The sequence below is a fragment of the Xanthomonas rydalmerensis genome (assembly GCF_033170385.1).
Taxonomy (GTDB): Bacteria; Pseudomonadota; Gammaproteobacteria; order Xanthomonadales; family Xanthomonadaceae; genus Xanthomonas_A; species Xanthomonas_A rydalmerensis.
This window is the reverse complement of record NZ_CP126170.1, coordinates 2,636,282-2,654,070: the sequence shown is the minus strand read 5'-3', so window position 1 is coordinate 2,654,070 and position 17,789 is coordinate 2,636,282. Positions and strand designations below refer to the sequence as shown.

The following is a 17,789-nucleotide window of genomic DNA, read 5'->3' as shown; positions in this document are numbered from 1 at the left end:
GAAGCCCGGCATTGCCGGGCTTTTTTCTTGGGGTTGCAGGCGTTTCCCGACGCGGCGGTCTTGCCGCGCTCGCGTGCGCTTACGTCGGCTGTGCGGGCGCACGCCCCTGCAGCCAGTGCTCCAGCGCCGCCGGTGTGAGCGCCGGGGCGAACAGGAAGCCCTGCAGCACGCGGCAGCCCAGCCGCGCCAGGAACGCGCGCTGCGCCTCGGTCTCCACGCCCTCGGCGACGGTATGCAGGCCGAGGGTCTCGCCAATGCGCAGCACCGAGGTGGTCAGCGCGCGCGAGGTCTGGCAGTGCTCCAGGTCGCTGACGAAGCTCATGTCCAGCTTCAGTTCGTTGACCGGCAATTGATGCAGATGGCTGAGGCTGGAATAGCCGGTGCCGAAGTCGTCCAGCGACAGCAGCACGCCGCTGGCCTGCAGTTGGCGCAGATTGGCCAGCACGGCGCCGGGGTTGGAGAGCATGACGCTCTCGGTCATCTCCAGTGCCAGGTCCGCTGGTTGCAGGCCGGCGGTGGCGAGCAGATCCTCCACCCGCGCGGGCAGCTGCGGGTCGGCGAAATTGTTGGCCGACAGGTTCACCGCCACGCGCGGCACCGGGATGCCGCGCTGGCGCCAGTCTGCCATCTGCCGGCAGGTCTCGCGCAGGACCCAATGTCCGAGCTCGTCGATCAGCCCGCATTCTTCGGCCATCGGTACGAAGCGGGCAGGGGAGATCGCGCCGAGGTTGGGATGTTCCCAGCGCAGCAGCGCTTCCACGCCGTACAGCGCATGCGGCGCCTGGCTGTGCAACTGCGGCTGGTAGTGCAGTTGCAGCTTGTTGCGATGCAGGGCGTCGCGCAGCGCGGTCTCCATCGCCACGCGTTCCTGCGCCATGCGGTTCATGTCGGAACTGAAGTAGCACACGCTGTTGCCGCCCTCGCGCTTGGCCCGGAACATCGCCAGGTCGGCATGGCGCAGCAAGGTCTCGATGTCGCCGCCGTCCTCGGGGAACATCGCCACGCCGATGCTGGCGCTGGGGTGCAGGGTCACCTGGCCGACCACCAGCGGCTCGGCCAGCGCCAGCAAAAGGCGCTCGGCGACGCCGGCGGCCTGTTCGACGCTGCAGTTCGGCAGCATCAGCACGAATTCGTCGCCGGCCTGGCGGCCGATGAGGTCGGTCACGCCCAGGGTGTCGCCGATGCGATGGGCGATGTCGCGCAACAGGCCGTCGCCGGCGGCATGGCCCTGGGTCTCGTTGACGCGCTTGAAGCGGTCGATGTCCACGAACAGGATCGCCACCGGCGCGCCCTGGTGCTCGGCGGCGGCGAGCGCCTGCTCGGCGCGGGCGCTGAACATCACCCGGTTGGGCAGGCCGGTGAGCGAGTCGTAGAAGGCGAGCTGGTGCACGCGTGCCCTGGTCTGCTCGCGTTCCAGCGCCAATGCGCACAGATGCACGCAGAGTTCGATCAGGCGCAGGTGCCAGGCCAACGGCTCGCGCACCTGCCGGTAGCACAGCGCGAAGCTGCCGAGGACGCGGCCGCTGCTGGACTTGATCGGGGTAGCCACGCAGGTGCCCAACTGCACGTACTGCACCAGCCCCATGTAGTCGGCGAACAGCGGGTCGGTGCGCGGGTCGAGCACCAGCACCTGCTTGCCGCGCCAGATCGAGGTGCCGAGGGCGCCGGCACGCGGTCCGGCGCGCATGTTGCTCATGGTCTCGCCGAACCGCGCCGGCATGCTCGGCGCAGCCAGCGGCTGCAGGCAGCCGCTGCCGTCGACGCTGACGATCGCGGCCATCAGTTCCGGCGCGATGCGCTCGACCTCATTGCAGATCAGCGTGGCGACCTCGACCAGCGGCTGTTCGCGGACCAGCGCCTCCAGCACGTTCTTGTGCAGCACCTCGTGCATCTTGCTCTGGGTGATGTCGGTGAACGAGAGGATGTAGCGCCGTTGGTCGCCGTTCTCGCCGGCGATGGGGGTGGCCACCAGGGTGGCCCACAGCGGGGTGCCGTCCTTGCGGTACGCCAGGATGTCGGCCTGGTGGCCGAAGCCGGCGCGTACGCGTTCGCGGGTCTGCTGCACGGTCTGCAGGTCGGTACCGGGGCCGGTCAGCACGTTGCTGGGCAGGTGCCCCAGCACTTCGCTCTCGGCATAGCCGAACACCTGGCTGAAGCCGGCGTTGACGTAGAGGATGTTCAATTCCGGATCGCAGACGACGATCGCGTTGTCGCTGGAGTCCAGCGCCAGCGACAGCAGCCGCATCCTGGCATCGCGGGCGCGTTCGGCGCTGATGTCGCGCACGAACAGCACCTGCAGCTGGCTGGTGTTCTCCGGCACCCGTGCCGCGCTCACCGCCAGCCAGCGTGCCCTACCGTCGGGGTCGCGCAACGTCAGTTCGTAGCTGCCGCTGCCGTCGTGGTGCAGGCAACTGGCGAGGAAGTCCGCGCGGTTCTCCGCGTCGACCAGCTCGCCGAGCGGATGGCCCAGCACCTGCGCGCGTGGCCGGTTCCACAGCGCTTCGGCGGTGTGGTTGAAGGCGACCACGCGTGCCTTCGCATCGATCACCAGCACCCCTTGCGGGGCGTAGTGCAGGCAGTGCAGCAGATCGAGTTCGGAGCAGGCCGCGGCCGCCCGCGCCGTTTCCACACTGGGGTCGCTGGAGACGCTCGAGGTGGTGGCGCGGCGGCCCGGCATGCTGTCAGCGGGCCTGCACGGACAGCGCGATCAGGCGCTCGGCGATCTTGTCCAGGGGCAGCACCTCCTGCGCCGCGCCCAGCCGGAAGGCCGTGCCGGGCATGCCCCAGACCACGCTGGTGGCCTCGTCCTGGACCAGGGTGCTGGCGCCGGCCTGCAGCATTTCCAGCAGGCCGCGCGCGCCGTCGTCGCCCATGCCGGTGAGGATCGCACCGATGGCGTTGGCGCCGGCGTTGCGCGCCACCGACTGGAACAGCACGTCCACCGCCGGCTTGTGCCGGTTGACCGGCGGGCCGTCGTCGATCTTGCAGCGCCAGCGCGCGCCGTCGCGGATCACCTGCAGGTGCTTGCCGCCGGGCGGCAGGTAGGCGTGGCCGGGCAGGATCGCTTCGCCTTCGGTCGCTTCGCGCACGGCCATCGCCGAGTGCCGGTTGAGACGGTCGGCGAAGGCCGTGCTGAAGCCCGCGGGCAGATGCTGGGTCATCACCACTGCCGGGGCATCGGCCGGCATGCCTTCCAGCACCACGCGCAGCGCTTCGGTGCCGCCGGCGGACGCACCGATCGCGATCAGCCGGTCGGTGGTGCGGAACTTCAGCGAGGACACGGCGGCGGGCGTGGCGGTGGCGCTGGCCGGTTTCGGCGTGGCCGGCCGGTCCAGAGCACGGACCTTGGCCTTGGCCGCATTCTTGACCTTGGTGATGATCTCTTCGGCGTATCCCTCCAAGCCGCGGGCCACGTCGAGCTTGGGCTTGGAGACGAAGTCGACCGCGCCCAGCGACAGCGCCTGCAGCGTGGTGTCGGCGCCGCGCTCGGTGAGCGAGGAGATCATCACCACCGGCGTGGGCCGCAGCCGCATCAGGTTTTCCAGGAACGCCAGGCCGTCCATGCGCGGCATTTCCACGTCAAGCGTGATCACGTCCGGATTCAGACGCTTGATCTTCTCGCGCGCCAGCAGCGGGTCGGCGGCCGAGCCGACCACTTCCACGCCGGGCGCGCCCGACAGGATCTCGGTGAGGATCTGCCGCACGACCGCGGAGTCGTCGACGATCAGGACACGGCAAGGGGCTTCCAGGCTCATTCGAACAACTCCACGGCGCCGGTGACAGGGGCTTTGGCCAGACGGGCGCGCACCGCCGACTCGGCCGCGGCGATCTCGGCTTCCTCGTGCGCGTGCGGCAGGCGCTGCACGACCACGCGGCCGGTGCCGGGAAAGAACCAGATCTTGCGCGGATGGATGCCGCGCAGGTCCTCGGCCACCACCGGGATCTGTTCGGCCTTGAGGTAGTTCAGCACGAAGTCGGCGTTGCGCGTGCCGACCGGGTTGTTGGTGAAGCCCTTGAGCACGTTGCCGCCGCCGAACACCTTGGCTTCCAGGCGGTTGCGGGCGGCGCCGCGCTTGAGCAGGTCGTTGATCAGCACTTCCATCGCGTAGCTGCCGTAGCGTGCCGGCGCGCCGTCGCCGCTCTGGCCGTCGGGCAGCATGAAGTGGTTCATGCCGCCGATCTTCAGCAACGGGTCGCGGATGCAGGCGGCCACGCACGAGCCCAGGATGGTGGTCAGCGCGGTGTCGTCGTCCACCACCAGGTATTGGGTCGGCAACAGCTTGGCCGCGATCGTCTGGAAGCGCGTGTCGTGATAGCGCATCACCTGGTCCAGGGCCATGGCGGCGGGGCTCATGCGCGATCCTTTTGCGCCCGACGGTACAGCGTGCGGCCACAGGGCTGGATCAGGTCGGCCGCATGCAGATAGTTCTCCGAATGGCCGGTGTAGAGCATGCCGTCGTCGTCCAGGTGCGGGATCAGCCGCGACAGGATGCCGCGCTGGGTGGGCTTGTCGAAATAGATCATCACATTGCGGCAGAACAGCGCCAGGTACGGGCCGGCGACGTCGTAGCGCGGTTCCAGCAGGTTGAGCTGGCGGAACTCGAGCAGGTCGCGCAGCGCCGGCAGCACCCGGCACTGGCCCTCGTTGGCGCCGCTGCCGCGCTGGAAGTACTTGCGCTTGAGGGCGGGGTCCAGGCTGGCGACGCGCTCCAGCGCGTACACGCCGCGCGAGGCGGTGGCCAGCACCTGGGTGTCGACGTCGGTGGCGAGGATCCGCACCGGCGGGGTCAGCGTGCCGAAGGCCTCGCAGGCGGTGATCGCCAGCGAGTAGGGCTCCTCGCCGGTGGAGGCGGCGCAGGACCAGATCTTCAGCGGCGCGGCGCTGGAGTGCTTCTGCAACTCTTCGCGCAGCCGCTCGAAATGGTGCGGCTCGCGGAAGAACGAAGTCAGGTTGGTGGTCAGCGCGTTGGTGAACGCCTCCCACTCGTCGCCGCCGTCGCGCTCCAGCCAGTCCAGGTAGTCGCGGAACGAGCGCAGGCCCAGCACGCGCAGGCGTCGCGACAGTCGGCCGTAGACCATGTCGCGCTTGGCCGGGGCCAACGCGATGCCGGCCTTCTGGTAGATGAGGTCGCAGACCCGCTTGAAATCGCGATCGCTGAAGTCGAAGTCGCGATTGTCGGAGCCGGAAGAGGGCGAAGCAGGAGTCTGGATGGCCATGGTGTGCAGCGATGCTCGGTCACTCGGGTTATCGGCCGGCACCGGCCGAAATTGACAGCCGGCGTTCAGCGACGGCCATCAGCAAGGGTGTATCGGTTCAGAACTCCTGCCACTGGGCCTCGCTGGCGGTGGAAGCGCCCGCGGCGACTGCGGCGACGGGGCGCGGCCGTGTCGCCTGCCGGGGTCTGCCGCGGGCCGGGGCGGGCGCGGCTTGCACCGTGGGCGCGTTGGCGGCGACACCGTGGTAAGTGTCCAGCTTGAACGCGGCGATGGCCGCGCCGAGTTGCCCGGCCTGGTCCTGCATCGAGCGCGCCGCGGCGGTGGCTTCCTCGACCAGGGCGGCGTTCTGCTGGGTGCTCTCGTCCATCTCCGTCACGGTCCGGTTGACCTGCTCGATGCCGGCGGACTGCTCCTGCGACGCGGCGGCGATCTCGCCCATGATGTCGGTGACGCGCCGCACCGAGGTCACGATCTCGCTCATGGTGCGGCCGGCCTGGTCGACCAGCGCCGAGCCTTCGGCGACGCGGCCGACCGACTCGTCGATCAAGCCCTTGATCTCCTTGGCGGCACTGGCCGAGCGCTGGGCGAGGGTGCGCACTTCGCTGGCGACCACGGCGAAACCGCGGCCCTGGTCGCCGGCACGGGCGGCCTCCACTGCGGCGTTGAGCGCCAGGATATTGGTCTGGAAGGCGATGCCATCGATGACGCCGATGATGTCGGCGATCTTCTTCGAGGAGGCCTCGATGCCGTTCATGGTGGTGACCACCTGGCCGACCACGTCGCCACCCTGCGAGGCGACTGCGGCGGCGCCGGCGGCGAGCTGGTTGGCCTGGCGCGCATTCTCGGCGTTCTGCTTGACGGTGGAGGTCAGCTCTTCCATCGACGCGGCGGTGCGTTCCAGGCTGGCCGCCTGCTGTTCGGTGCGACGCGACAGGTCGTCGTTGCCGGCGGCGATCTCGGTCGAGGCGACATTGATGTTGGCGGCGGCGGCCTGGATGCGGCCGACGATGGCCGCCAGTTGCGCGGCGGTGGCGTTGGCGTCGTCGCGCAGCGCGGCGAACACGCCGTGGTACTCGCCGTGCATGCGCGCGGTGAGGTCGCCGGCGGCGATCGACTGCAGCAGCGTCGACAGCTCGCCCAGGTTGCGGTCGCTGACCGCCATCATCGCGTTGAGGTCCTGCACCATGGCGCGGAAGCCGAACTGGAAGCGGTCGGCATCGCCGCGCGTGCCGAACGCGCCGGCCGCGGCCGCCTCCGCCAGTTGCTTGATCTGCTCGCTCATCGCGGTCAGGTTCTGCTTGGCCATGTCCATGGTTTCGGTGAGCACGGCCTTTTCGCCGGGCAGCCGGTCCATGTCCTCGGACAGGTCGCCGATCGCGTAGCGCTGGATGATCTGCAGCAGGCGCATCTTCACCGCGATGTGCGAGGCGACCAACTCGTTGGTGCCCTTGACCATCTGCCCGTACTCGCCGGGGAAGGCGTTCTCGTCGATGCGGTAGCTGATGGTGCCGTGCGCGTGCTGCTGCGCCATCTCGTCCTGCGCGCGGATCACCGCGTGGATGCGCGAGCGCATGACCAGCATGTCGTCCATCAGCTCGCCGATCTCGTCCTTGCCGTGCGGGTAGGTGGCGCCTTCCAGTTCGCCGCGGGCCACCGCCTGCGACAGGCGCTTGGCGGCGTGCAACTGGCGCGCGATGCCGCGCGCGATCAGCCAGGCGGTGACGCCGGCGAACAGCACGGCCAGCCCGAGCAGCGCCAGGATCAGGGTCTTGGTATTGGCCATCTGGCTGTCGGCGCGATCCATCTCCCGGTTCAGTTCGGCGACGTTGTACTGGGTCAGCGCCACGATGCGCTCGAACAGGGTCCGCCGCAGCGCACGCGACCGGGTGTCGGAGATCGTCTGCGCCGCCGCCACGTCACCGGCGCGCAAGGCGGTGCCCATGTCGGTGTTGGCCTGCAGATAGGCGTTCAGCGTTTCCTGGACACCGGCGTACATCTGGACCTGCTTGGGGTCGCGCATCATCGCCGCGATGACCTGCTGGTTCTTCGCCACCTCGGTGCGCACCTTCTGCATGCGCTTGAAGTAGTCGGCCTGGGCCTGGGCATCGTCGGCGCGCGACAGCTGCGCCAGCTCGTAGGTGCGGAACTCGCCCAGCTGCGCGCGCACCTCGGACAGGGCCTGGGTTGCCGGCACCCAGTCGTGCTCGATGTGCTTGAGTTCGGCGATCGACAGGTTGGTGCGGGAATAGGTGAACGCGCCCAGCACCAGCGTCAGCAGTGTGGTCAGGACGAAGGCGCCGATCAGCTTGTCGCGGATTTTCAGGTGCGAGAGCACGTTCATGGGCATTCCATGTGCGGTAACGGGGTGGAAAAGCGGAGCGATGGCGGCCGCGGCGTCAGCCGGCGGACGCGGGGCGGGGCGGCAGGCTGCCGGTCGAGGCCGCTCCGCGCCAGGCGCGCGTGGCGCCGCGGGGACGGCCGGCGCGGAACCGTGCGCAGGATCTGCGCGCATGCGGCGCCGCGACGCGGCGGCATGCGACTGGACGACGGTGAAGATGGACAGCAAGGCATCACGTGCTCCCTGAACGGTCGCGGTCGTGACCCGGCGATGTCATGCGCGGATCACGTGGCGTGATCCTGATATCGACTAGCGCGGCGATTGCTTGAACCGCGCCAGGGGGTAAATCGCCATGCCGTGCCTGATCGTTTCTATGGCAGCGGTACGTCCGCTCAATCGGCCTCGATGGCCGGGGCCGCCGTGCGGACCAGCCGCAGCGGGGCCGATCGCGCCGCGCTCCGTGCCGCTGCGGCAGGCGTGAGCGCCGCAGCGCCGTCCGCATGTGCCGACACCGCGTCCAGGCGGAACACCGCTGCGGCCTCGCCGAGCCGGCGGCCTTGCTCTTCCAGCGCCCGCGCCGAGGCGCTGGCCTCCTCGACCACGGCGACGTTCTGCTGGATCGCCTGGTCCATCTGTGCCACGGTGCGGCTGACCTGCTCGATGCCCATCGACTGCTCCTGCGAGGCGGCGGAAATTTCGCCCATGATGTCGGTGACGCGCTGCACCGAGGCGACGATCTCCTGCATGGTGCGGCCGGCCTGGTCGACCAGGACCGAGCCCTCGCTCACGCGGCCCACCGAGTCGTCGATCAGCGTCTTGATTTCCTTGGCGGCATTGGCCGAGCGCTGCGCCAGGGTCCGCACTTCGGTGGCGACCACGGCGAAGCCGCGGCCCTGCTCCCCTGCGCGGGCGGCTTCCACCGCGGCGTTCAAGGCCAGGATGTTGGTCTGGAAGGCGATGCCGTCGATGACGCTGATGATGTCGGCGATCTTCTTCGACGACGCCTCGATGCCGCTCATGGTCTCGACCACTCTGCCGACCACCTCGCCGCCCTGCGAGGCCACCGACGCCGCCCCAGCCGCCAGTTGGTTGGCCTGGCGCGCGTGCTCGGCGTTCTGCTTCACGGTGGAGGTCAGTTCCTCCATCGAGGCAGCGGTCTCTTCCAGGTTGGCTGCCTGCTGTTCGGTGCGGCGCGACAGGTCCTCGTTGCCGCCGGCCAGTTCGGTGGTGGCGCCGTGGATGCTGCGCGCCGCGGCCTGGATGCGGCCGACGATATCGGCGAGCTGGTCGGCGGTGGTGTTGGCATCCTCGCGCATCCGCGCGAACACGCCATGGAAGTCGCCCTGCATGCGCGCGCTCAGGTCGCCGGCGGCGATCGCCTGCAGCAGCGCCGAGAGCTTGCCCAGGTTGCGGTCGCTGACCTCCATCATCGCGTTGAGGTCCTGCACCATCAATCGGAAGTCGTGCTGGAAGCGTTCGGCGTCGCCGCGCACGCTGAAGTCGCCGGCCGCAGCAGCGGCGGCCAGACGCTTGATCTCGGTATTGATCGCCAGCAGGCTGGCCTTGGCGGCATCCATGGATTCGTGCAGCACCGCGCGGCTGCCGGGCAGGCGGCGCGCGTCGCGGCGCAGATCACCGTTGGCGTATTCGTTGAGCACGGCGATGGCGTCGACGATGGCGTCCAGGTGCTCGAACATCATGCGGTTGATGCTGGCGGCCAGTTCGCCGTACACGCCGGGGAAATCCTCCGGCATGCGGTGGGACATGTCCTTGTCGGCATGCAGCACGGCCATCCGGGCGGTCTCGCTGGAGAAGCGCTCCAGCATCCGGATCATCTCGCCGGTGGCGCGCAGCATTTCGCCGGTCTCGTCGCGGCCGGGGTTGTCGATGCGCACGCTGAGGTCGCCGCGCGACACCGCGCGGATCGCCTCCAGGCTGCGCGACACCGGCCGCAGCACCGAACTGCCGATCAGCCAGTTGATGCCGAAGGCGAGCAGCACCAGGATGCCGCCGGCCAGGGTCATCACCCCGGTGAAGATCAGCGCCTGCGCCTGCACGTCGTCCATGTAGACGCCGGTGCCGATCACCCAGTGCCAGGGCGCGAACGGGGCGTTGTAGGAAACTTTCTCCACCGGCGTCTCGTTGCCGGGCTTGGGCCACAGGTAGTCGACGTAGCCGCCGCCGGCCTCGGCCACCTTGACGAACTCGCGGAAGATCGGCTTGCCGTCGGCGCTGAGCACCTGGCCGATGTCCTTGCCGATCAGATCCTTGCGGGTGGGGTGCATCAGCATGGTCGGATGCAGGTCGTGCACGTAGAAGTAGTCCACGCCGTCGCGGGCGCGCATCGACTCCAGGGTGCGCAGGGCGGTGCGCTGCGCCTCCGCCAGCGGCATGCTGCCCTTGTCCACCTCGGCCGCATAGGCGCGTACCACGCCCAGCGCCAGCTCGATCTGGCTCTTCAGCGCCTGCTCGCGCGTGTTGCGGATGTCCAGGTACTGCATCCGCGCGGCGATCACCGCCAGCAGGACGATCCCGGCGCCCAACAACACGGTCTGCCACAGGAACTTGCGGCGCAGCGGCAGATCCGAGAGGCGGGTGAGCAACGAGCGAGACGACATCGACCTGTTCCTTGGAAAGGATCCCAGGGATTTAACGGCCCCGGGAACGATGAAATTGAGCGCGCGGCGCGATCGATTCGTAGACAATCCGCGCGCCGACGCGGCCATCAAAAAAATCCCCGGCGCGAGGCCGGGGAGAGGGATGCAGCGACAGGTCGGGCCGGTCTCAGAACTCCTGCCAGTCGGAATCGGCCAGCGCCGGTTCGACCTTGCGGGCGCGCACCGGCGCCGGCTTGGCGGAGGCGGCAGCCGCAGGCTTCTTCGCCACCGGTGCCGGACGGGGCGCGGCCACGGCTTGCGGTGCATGCACCACCGCGGCCTGGGCCGACTGCTCGACGCGGAAGATCGACACGGCCTCGGTCAGCTGACCGGCCTGTTCTTCCATCGAGCGCGCTGCGGCGGTGGCTTCTTCCACCAGGGCGGCGTTCTGCTGGGTGGTCTCGTCCATCTGGGTGACGGTCTGGTTGACCTGCTCGATGCCGGCCGACTGCTCCTGCGAGGCGGCGGCGATCTCGCCCATGATGTCGGTGACGCGCTGCACGGAGGCGACGATCTCGGTCATGGTCTGGCCGGCCTGGCGCACCAGGGTCGAGCCGTTGGTCACCTGGCCCACGGAAGCGTCGATCAGGCCCTTGATCTCCTTGGCGGCGTTGGCCGAGCGCTGGGCGAGGGTGCGCACTTCGCTGGCCACCACCGCAAAGCCGCGGCCCTGTTCGCCGGCACGCGCCGCTTCCACCGCGGCGTTGAGCGCCAGGATGTTGGTCTGGAAGGCGATGCCGTCGATCACCGAGATGATGTCGCCGATCTTCTTAGAGGACGCCTCGATGCCGCTCATGGTCTCGACCACGCGGCCGACCACGTCGCCGCCCTGCGAGGCCACCGAGGCCGCGCCTGCGGCCAGCTGGTTGGCCTGACGCGCATGTTCGGCGTTCTGGCGCACGGTGGAGGTCAGTTCCTCCATCGACGCGGCGGTCTCTTCCAGGTTGGCGGCCTGCTGCTCGGTGCGGCGCGACAGGTCGTCATTGCCGGCGGCGATCTCGCCGGCCGCGGCGTTGATCGCGTTCGCCGACTGCTGGATGCGGCCGACGATGGCCGCCAGCTGCTCGGCGGTGGCGTTGGCATCGTCGCGCATGGTCGCGAACACGCCCTGGAAGTCGCCGTGCATGCGCGCGGTGAGGTCGCCCTGCGACAGCGCGGTCAGCAGCTTGGACACTTCGCCGATGCTGTCGCCGTTGGCCTGCAGCAGGCCGTTGAGCTGCTGCGCCAGCTGCAGGAAGAAGCCGTGCTTGCCTTCCACGCCGACGCGCCCGCTGAGGTCGCCGGCGGCGGCCTCGCGCACGATCTTGGCCACTTCCTGCTCGACCTGCGCTTCCAGGGTGCGGTCGCGCGCTTCGCAGACGAAGCCGATGTGGTTGCCATGCGCATCGCGGATGGCGGTGATGGTCTGGGCGATGCGCGTGTCGGCATAGACCATCTCGCGCTCCATGACGCCGTTCTTTTCCAGCTCCGACAGGGTCTTGGGGTCGTGCTGGTTGCGGTACTCCAGTACCGTGACCGGCGAGCCCACCAGCGGCAGGCTCGAATCGAAGGCCGGCGCCACCGATTGGATCTGCTGGGCGTACTTGTCGGCCAGGCCCTGCATCGACGGGTTGGCGTAGACGATGTTGTAGTCCAGGTCGACGATGAACATGCCGGTCGAGGAATTGTCCAGCGCGGTGCGGATGCGCAGGTTCTCGGAGGCGACCGCGGCGTCGCGCTCGATGCGCCCGCGCAGGTCCTGCTGCATGCGCTTGAGCGCCTGCATCAGCTCGCCGATTTCGTCCTTGCCGTTGGCGTCGATATGTCCGTCGAGCTTGCCGCCGGCGACATCGCTGGCGACCTTGACCGCATCGCGCACGCTGTTGGCCAGCATCCGGCCGAACAGGAAGGCCATGCCGATCGCGGCGCCAAAGCCGATCAGCAGGCAGACCAGCAGGGTGGCGGCGGCCTTGCGATAGGTGCCGCTGGCGGCGTCGGCCGCGGTCTTGGCCTGGCGGTCGTTCTCGCCGATCAGGGCGATGACGTCATCCATCACCTTGTTGTGCAGGGTGCGGGTCTCGCCGGTGAAGGTGTCGATGGCATCGTCGTGCAGATCCAGCTGCAGCATTTCGTCGACGGACTGGTAGGAGGCGCTGGCCTTCTTCCAGTCGGCGACCAGGCGGTCATAGAGCGCCTTTTCCTGCGGGCTGGCGATCCTGGGGGGATACTTGGCCAGGATCGTATCCAACTGCTTCTTCAGCGCGGCCTGGCGCGCAGCCGATTCCTTCTTCAGTGCATCGCTGCTGCGGATCAGGCTCTGGTAGGCGGCATTGCGGTACTCGCCGAGGATGCCGCGCATTTCGCCGCCGGTGCGCACGCTCGGCACCACCTGCGTCGATACGTCTTTGGTCACGCCGTCGAGCGAGTTCAGGCCGCGATAGGCGGCCACGCCCTGGATCAGCATCAGCGCCAGCACGACGCCGAATGCCAGCATCAGCTTGGGCATCACCTTGAGATCTTTTATCCACTGCATGAGCGGTTCCCGTAATTCGGAGGGGGGCGACAAGGGGCAAAAACGACAAACGCCGCCGTGCCGGACCGTCTGTGCGGGTCCAGCGCGGCGGCGCAAAGGCTTACTTGATGGTCGCCAGCTTCAGGCTGGACGGCGCGCTGACCTGGATTTCGGCACGCGAGCTGTCGCGCTCGATCTTGCCGATCACGCAGACGTCCTTGCCTTCCAGTGTCTCCGGCGCGAAGCCGAACTTGCTGCGGTCGGCGCCGGCGATGCGGGCGGAGAAGGTGTGGCGCGGGAACATGCCGCCCATGTACAGGAAGGTCGGCTCGCCTTCGGAGTTCTGCGCGTACTTGGCCTTCTCGACCTTGCCGCAGACCATGCCGTCCTTGCCGACGAAGCGGGTGGCCATCTCCGGCGGGATCATCTGCTGGGACTGGGCGAAGGTGCTGGGGCTGGCGGCGAGCAGCAGGACCAGCAGCATGGGAAAGCTCGGTTTCATGGAACGACTCCTTGGGGACGGGGGCTGAAGTGAGGGCTGTGTGATGGCCAGCCACCTTTCAGCTATCGGCCTGAAACCGGTTAACTTGATTCTCACAAGTGATAAACAGTTCGCATTTCAAATAAAAAACCCGCCGTGAGGCGGGTTTCGTCTACAGCCGGGCCGGCCGTCGCCGTCAGGCGGCTTCGTCGACGTGGGCGTGCTGCTGGCCGAACTCGGCGCTGTCCAGCAGGGTCTCGATGTCCAGCAGGATCAACATCTTGTCGTCCTGGGTGCCGATGCCGGAGATGAAGCGGGTATCGACCGCGGCGCCGAACTCGGGGGTCGGGCGGATCTGCTCTTCGTTCAACGGGATCACGTCGGAGACGCTGTCCACGACGATGCCGACCACGCGGTTCTCGACGTTGAGCACGATCATCACGGTGAAGGCGTCATAGCGCGCCTCCTTCAGGCGCAGCTTCAGGCGCAGGTCGATCACCGGCACGATGGTGCCGCGCAGGTTGATCACGCCCTTGATGTACTCGGGGGCGTCCGGGACCCGGGTCACCGAGTCGTAGCCGCGGATTTCCTGCACCTTGAGGATATCCACGCCGTAGTGTTCTTCACCGAGGGTGAAGCTGAGGAATTCGCCGCCGGTGGCGCCGGAGGTGGAGGTGGTCTTGTCGTTCATCGTGTGCTCCTGGTGCGCACGGAATTGCGGTGGTGGCGGAATTGGGGAAGCGCGACTCTGATGCTAGATCGGCGCGTGGCCGCCGAACTTTAGACCTCGGCCGGTTGGCCGGGCCCGGCGTTCAGGAAAGCACGCCGCTCTTGCGGGCGCTGCGCTGGCGCTCGATGCGGAACACGTAGCGCTGGATCGCCGCGTCGGCGCCGCGCGGCAGGTCCAGGAAGCGCATGCCCACCCGCAGCGTGTCCTGGCCGTTGGCGAGCTTGGAGACATACATGTTGCAGACCTGCAGGGTCAGCCGGATGGCGTCGGCATCGGGCAACTGCAGCACGCAGTTCGGGTAGCGCTCCTGCACTTTCGGCATCGGCTGGCCGTGCACCAGCGCCACCGCCAGGCCGCCGCCGCTGATGTCCACCACGCGCAGCTTCAGTTCGACCTGGCCGGCGTCGTCCTCGATGCGCAGCACGCACAGCGGCGAGTCGGTGATGGGGGTCTCCAGGCGGAAATGCTCGCGCCGCTGCAGGTAGTACAGCGATTCCGGGAGCGGGGCGCGGAAGCCGTGCTGGCCGTCGTGTTCGACGCGCTGGGGATGTTCGATGCGGAAACGCACCCGTACCTTGTCCAGTTGGGCGAAGCACAGCAGGTACTCGGCCTGTTCGGCGGCGCGATTGGAGGCTTCGTTGACGCTCAGGTCCAGCAGCACTTCGTCCTCGTCCAGCGCCAGCAGCGCGGTCGAGAAGGCCTGGTCGCGGCCGCCCACGTGCGCGCTGACCTGCGAACGCTGCTGGATCAGCGACTGCAGCAACTGGCGGATCTGTCGCGGCTTGTCCAGCAGGAAACGGTCGTCCTCCACCTCTTCTTCCGGCGAAGACGGGACGGGGGAGTCGCTGGGAGTGCCTTCGGCCATGGTGGACAGTGCGTACGGGAAGTGGGTGGGGCCGCACCGCATCGGCACGCCCCACGCATGCTATCGGCTGAGCTGGGCTTTTTTGTAGACCGGATGCACGTTGCCGCCGCTGGCGGAGACGCCCGACGGCGAGCGCTGCTCCAGGGTGAAGGATGCCACGGCCCGGGCCAGTTCGCCCGCCTCCTGTTCCATCGAACGCGCGTTGGCGCTGGCTTCCTCGACCAGGGCGGCGTTCTGCTGGGTCGCCTCGTCCATCTGGGTGACGGTCTGGTTGACCTGCTCGATGCCGGCCGACTGTTCCTGCGAGGCCGAGGCGATGTCGCGCATGATGTCGGTGACCCGCTGTACCGAGGTCACGATCTCGCTCATGGTGCGCCCGGCCTGGTCGACCAGCGCCGAGCCTGTGGCGACGCGGCCGACCGACTCGTCGATCAGGTCCTTGATCTCCTTGGCCGCACTCGACGAGCGCTGGGCGAGGGTGCGCACCTCGCTGGCCACGACGGCGAAGCCGCGGCCCTGGTCGCCGGCGCGCGCGGCTTCCACCGCGGCGTTCAGCGCGAGGATGTTGGTCTGGAAGGCGATGCCGTCGATGACGCCGATGATGTCGGCGATCTTCTTCGAGGACGCCTCGATGCCGTTCATGGTGGTGACCACCTGGCCGACCACGTCGCCGCCCTGCGAGGCCACCGCCGCCGCGCCGACCGCCAGTTGGTTGGCCTGGCGCGCATGCTCGGCGTTCTGCTTGACGGTGGAGGTCAGCTCCTCCATCGAGGCCGCAGTTTCTTCCAGGCTCGCCGCCTGCTGTTCGGTGCGGCGCGACAGGTCGTCGTTGCCCGCGGCGATCTCGCCGGCCGCGGTGTTGATCGCATCGGAGGCGCCCTGGATCTGCCGCACGATCGTCGACAATTGCTCGGCAGTGGCGTTGGCGTCGTCCTTCATGTTCGCGTACACGCCCTGCAGGTCGGCGTCGATGCGCCGCGACAGGTCGCCCTCGGCCAGCGCGCGCAACAACTGCTGGATGTGGCCCAGGCCGGAGGCGCTGGCAGCGAGCATGGCGTTGATCTGTTCGCCCAACTGCAGCAGGAAGCCGTGCTTGCCGTCCAGGCGGATGCGCCCGCCGAGGTCGCCGGCGACTGCGCCGCGCACGATGCCGGCGATCTCTTCTTCCACCGCCACCTCCTCGGTGCGATCGGCCCATTCCACCACGAAGCCCAGGCGGTTGCCCGCCGCGTCGGTGACCGGATTGACGATCAGGCGCATGGTGTGGCCGCCCACGCGGATCTGCGCACGGTGCGTGCCCTTGAGCTCGGCGAGCATGCGCGCCTGATGTTCCGGGTGGCGGTGGAACACGTCGATGGTCTGGCCCAGCAGTGCGCTGGCATCGAACTGCGGCAGATCGCGGCGCAGATCCTCCTGCACGTCGCTGAGCATCTGCAGCAGCGGCCGGTTGACGTAGACGATGCGGCGCTCGGCGTCGGCGATCATCACGTTGGTGGTGACGTCGTCCAGCGCGCTGCGGATGCGCTGGGTCTCACGCTGGGCCTCGCTGTCCTGCTCGCGGCTGTGCAGCAGTTGCGCGTTGGCGGCGACCAGGGTGTGGGCGATGGAGCCTTCCGGCAGGGTCAGCGCGCGGATCGCGGCCGGCAGCGGCTGCTGCTGGGCGATGGCGCGTGCGGCCTGTGCCAGATCGTGCGGGTCGTGGCCCACATCCAGCAGTTGCTGGCGCATCTGTACCGCCATCGGTACCAGGATTGCCGCTTCCACCGCCACGTACAACGCGTGGATCGCCAGGATGCCGATTCCGGCCTCGGCGGTGAACACGCGCACCGGCAGGCCGCGATGCTGCAGCCAGAAGAACAACACGTGATGCACGGCGATCGCCGTGGCGGCGACCATGATCGGACGCCAGTCGCGGTAGTACAGCAACAGCGCGATCAGCAGGATGACGCCGAAGTGCACCTCGATCATGCCGCCGGCCTGCTGGATCAGCGCGGCCGCCAGCACCATCAGGCCCAGCGCCACGGTACAGCGGCTGAGCAGGCTGCCCGGATACAGCTTCACCTGCAGCGCGATGACCGCCAACGTCGGCAGGCTGACCGTCAGCCACAACGTCCACGTGCCCTGATGCCAGGCGGCGCCCAGGCTGGCGAGGGTGGCCAGCACCGCCACCACCACGAACAGGCGGTCCGCCTGGGCCGCCAGTTTCTGCAGATAGACGTAGCGCTCGTTGCCGATGAGGAAATTGCCGTGGTGAGGCGACGCGCTCATGCGAGGGATTCCTTGGAGTCGATGGGACATCCGCACGAGGCGGGCGAGATCAGCGGCGAGACGCCGCTGGTGGCGAGTAGCCGGGGGATCAGCGAGGCGGCGGCGATGGAGCTGCCGCAGCCGGCCAGTTGTGCCGGGCCGGCATAGATCAGGCGGGACTGCGCATCGAAGACGATCAGCGCATAGGGCAGGGCCGGTGGTGCCGCACGGTCGCGCAGGTCGACGCTGCGAATCCCGGGCAGTGGTGCCGTTGTGGACGCGGCGCATGCGCAGTCGGCCACGCGCAGGCGGAACGCGACGGCCTGGCCGGCAGTGATGGCGGCGGGCGCGAAGGCCAGCAGGCGCGCACGGATGGCCTCGGCGCTGTCGGCCGGGGGCGGCGTGGCAGACGCCGCCAGGTGGGCGACGGCCCAGACGCTCCAGACCGCCAGCAGCAACAGGCCCGCCGGCAATCGCAGAACGTGCCGCGATCGGTCGGCATCGGTGGGGCGTGTCTGCATGGAAGACCGGCCTGGGCGGCGCCGGCATCTACCGGCTGTTCACGTTATCGACAGCGACCATCGTTCCTTAAGGTGGTATTCATTCCATTTCACGCTGTGGTCACGATACCACTTTGGTGTGTCCGTATCGAAGCTGAATGTCTCAGGCTTGGAAACGCGATCGGCCGCGGAGACGCCCGCAGCCGATCGGTCTTTCCAGTTGTCGCGACGGTGGCAGGCGTGGCGCCGCCGGCCGGTGCCGG

At 68.5% G+C, this 17,789-nt stretch carries 12 protein-coding genes; all 12 read right to left on the bottom strand.

Annotation, left to right across the window (positions count from 1 at the left end; translation table 11 throughout):
• Positions 1-79: 79 nt before the first annotated feature.
• Positions 80-2,677: a sensor domain-containing protein gene (locus QN245_RS11095; RefSeq protein ID WP_317843175.1), complete on the bottom strand. Its 2,598-nt coding sequence runs from the start codon at positions 2,675-2,677 to the stop codon at positions 80-82.
• A 4-nt stretch (positions 2,678-2,681) separates the two neighbouring features.
• On the bottom strand, positions 2,682-3,755 hold the full coding sequence (locus tag QN245_RS11090) for a protein-glutamate methylesterase/protein-glutamine glutaminase (protein WP_184447997.1): 1,074 nt from the start codon (positions 3,753-3,755) through the stop codon (positions 2,682-2,684).
• Complete coding sequence (gene cheD / locus QN245_RS11085; RefSeq protein WP_160958665.1) at positions 3,752-4,354, bottom strand: chemoreceptor glutamine deamidase CheD; 603 nt, start codon at positions 4,352-4,354, stop codon at positions 3,752-3,754. The genes QN245_RS11090 and cheD overlap by 4 nt, the downstream gene beginning before the upstream one ends.
• Positions 4,351-5,217, bottom strand: coding sequence for a CheR family methyltransferase (locus QN245_RS11080; RefSeq protein ID WP_160967778.1), 867 nt, complete (start codon positions 5,215-5,217; stop codon positions 4,351-4,353). The genes cheD and QN245_RS11080 overlap by 4 nt, the downstream gene beginning before the upstream one ends.
• A gap of 97 nt (positions 5,218-5,314) precedes the next feature.
• A complete protein-coding gene (locus QN245_RS11075; protein ID WP_317843174.1) occupies positions 5,315-7,558 on the bottom strand; it encodes a methyl-accepting chemotaxis protein in 2,244 nt (747 codons plus the stop codon).
• Between the two features lie 389 nt (positions 7,559-7,947).
• Positions 7,948-10,173 carry a methyl-accepting chemotaxis protein gene (locus QN245_RS11070; protein WP_317843173.1) on the bottom strand — a complete coding sequence of 742 codons (2,226 nt, stop codon included), beginning with the start codon at positions 10,171-10,173 and terminating at the stop codon, positions 7,948-7,950.
• A 166-nt stretch (positions 10,174-10,339) separates the two neighbouring features.
• Positions 10,340-12,724 (bottom strand): methyl-accepting chemotaxis protein, encoded by a 2,385-nt coding sequence (locus QN245_RS11065; RefSeq protein ID WP_317843172.1) that lies wholly within the window; start codon positions 12,722-12,724, stop codon positions 10,340-10,342.
• Positions 12,725-12,824: 100 nt separating this feature from the next.
• Positions 12,825-13,205 (bottom strand): hypothetical protein, encoded by a 381-nt coding sequence (locus tag QN245_RS11060; protein WP_026143867.1) that lies wholly within the window; start codon positions 13,203-13,205, stop codon positions 12,825-12,827.
• A gap of 175 nt (positions 13,206-13,380) precedes the next feature.
• A complete protein-coding gene (locus QN245_RS11055) occupies positions 13,381-13,875 on the bottom strand; it encodes a chemotaxis protein CheW (RefSeq protein WP_019796102.1) in 495 nt (164 codons plus the stop codon).
• Positions 13,876-13,996: 121 nt separating this feature from the next.
• Positions 13,997-14,779, bottom strand: a complete 783-nt coding sequence (locus tag QN245_RS11050; RefSeq protein ID WP_184448125.1) for a flagellar brake protein — start codon at positions 14,777-14,779, stop codon at positions 13,997-13,999.
• Positions 14,780-14,839: 60 nt separating this feature from the next.
• Positions 14,840-17,047, bottom strand: a complete 2,208-nt coding sequence (locus QN245_RS11045) for a methyl-accepting chemotaxis protein (RefSeq protein ID WP_317843171.1) — start codon at positions 17,045-17,047, stop codon at positions 14,840-14,842.
• Positions 17,044-17,547, bottom strand: a complete 504-nt coding sequence (locus QN245_RS11040; RefSeq protein WP_317843170.1) for a hypothetical protein — start codon at positions 17,545-17,547, stop codon at positions 17,044-17,046. Before QN245_RS11040 ends, QN245_RS11045 begins: the two co-directional genes overlap by 4 nt.
• Positions 17,548-17,789: the final 242 nt, after the last annotated feature.

Excerpts from the sequence above, each read along its gene's own strand:
- QN245_RS11095 (WP_317843175.1), bottom strand. The coding sequence starts at position 2,677 with ATGCCGGGCCGCCGCGCCACCACCTCGAGCGTCTCCAGCGACCCCAGT.
- QN245_RS11090 (WP_184447997.1), bottom strand. The coding sequence starts at position 3,755 with ATGAGCCTGGAAGCCCCTTGCCGTGTCCTGATCGTCGACGACTCCGCG.
- cheD (WP_160958665.1), bottom strand. The coding sequence starts at position 4,354 with ATGAGCCCCGCCGCCATGGCCCTGGACCAGGTGATGCGCTATCACGAC.
- QN245_RS11080 (WP_160967778.1), bottom strand. The coding sequence starts at position 5,217 with ATGGCCATCCAGACTCCTGCTTCGCCCTCTTCCGGCTCCGACAATCGC.
- QN245_RS11075 (WP_317843174.1), bottom strand. The coding sequence starts at position 7,558 with ATGAACGTGCTCTCGCACCTGAAAATCCGCGACAAGCTGATCGGCGCC.
- QN245_RS11070 (WP_317843173.1), bottom strand. The coding sequence starts at position 10,173 with ATGTCGTCTCGCTCGTTGCTCACCCGCCTCTCGGATCTGCCGCTGCGC.
- QN245_RS11065 (WP_317843172.1), bottom strand. The coding sequence starts at position 12,724 with ATGCAGTGGATAAAAGATCTCAAGGTGATGCCCAAGCTGATGCTGGCA.
- QN245_RS11060 (WP_026143867.1), bottom strand. The coding sequence starts at position 13,205 with ATGAAACCGAGCTTTCCCATGCTGCTGGTCCTGCTGCTCGCCGCCAGC.
- QN245_RS11055 (WP_019796102.1), bottom strand. The coding sequence starts at position 13,875 with ATGAACGACAAGACCACCTCCACCTCCGGCGCCACCGGCGGCGAATTC.
- QN245_RS11050 (WP_184448125.1), bottom strand. The coding sequence starts at position 14,779 with ATGGCCGAAGGCACTCCCAGCGACTCCCCCGTCCCGTCTTCGCCGGAA.
- QN245_RS11045 (WP_317843171.1), bottom strand. The coding sequence starts at position 17,047 with ATGAGCGCGTCGCCTCACCACGGCAATTTCCTCATCGGCAACGAGCGC.
- QN245_RS11040 (WP_317843170.1), bottom strand. The coding sequence starts at position 17,547 with ATGCAGACACGCCCCACCGATGCCGACCGATCGCGGCACGTTCTGCGA.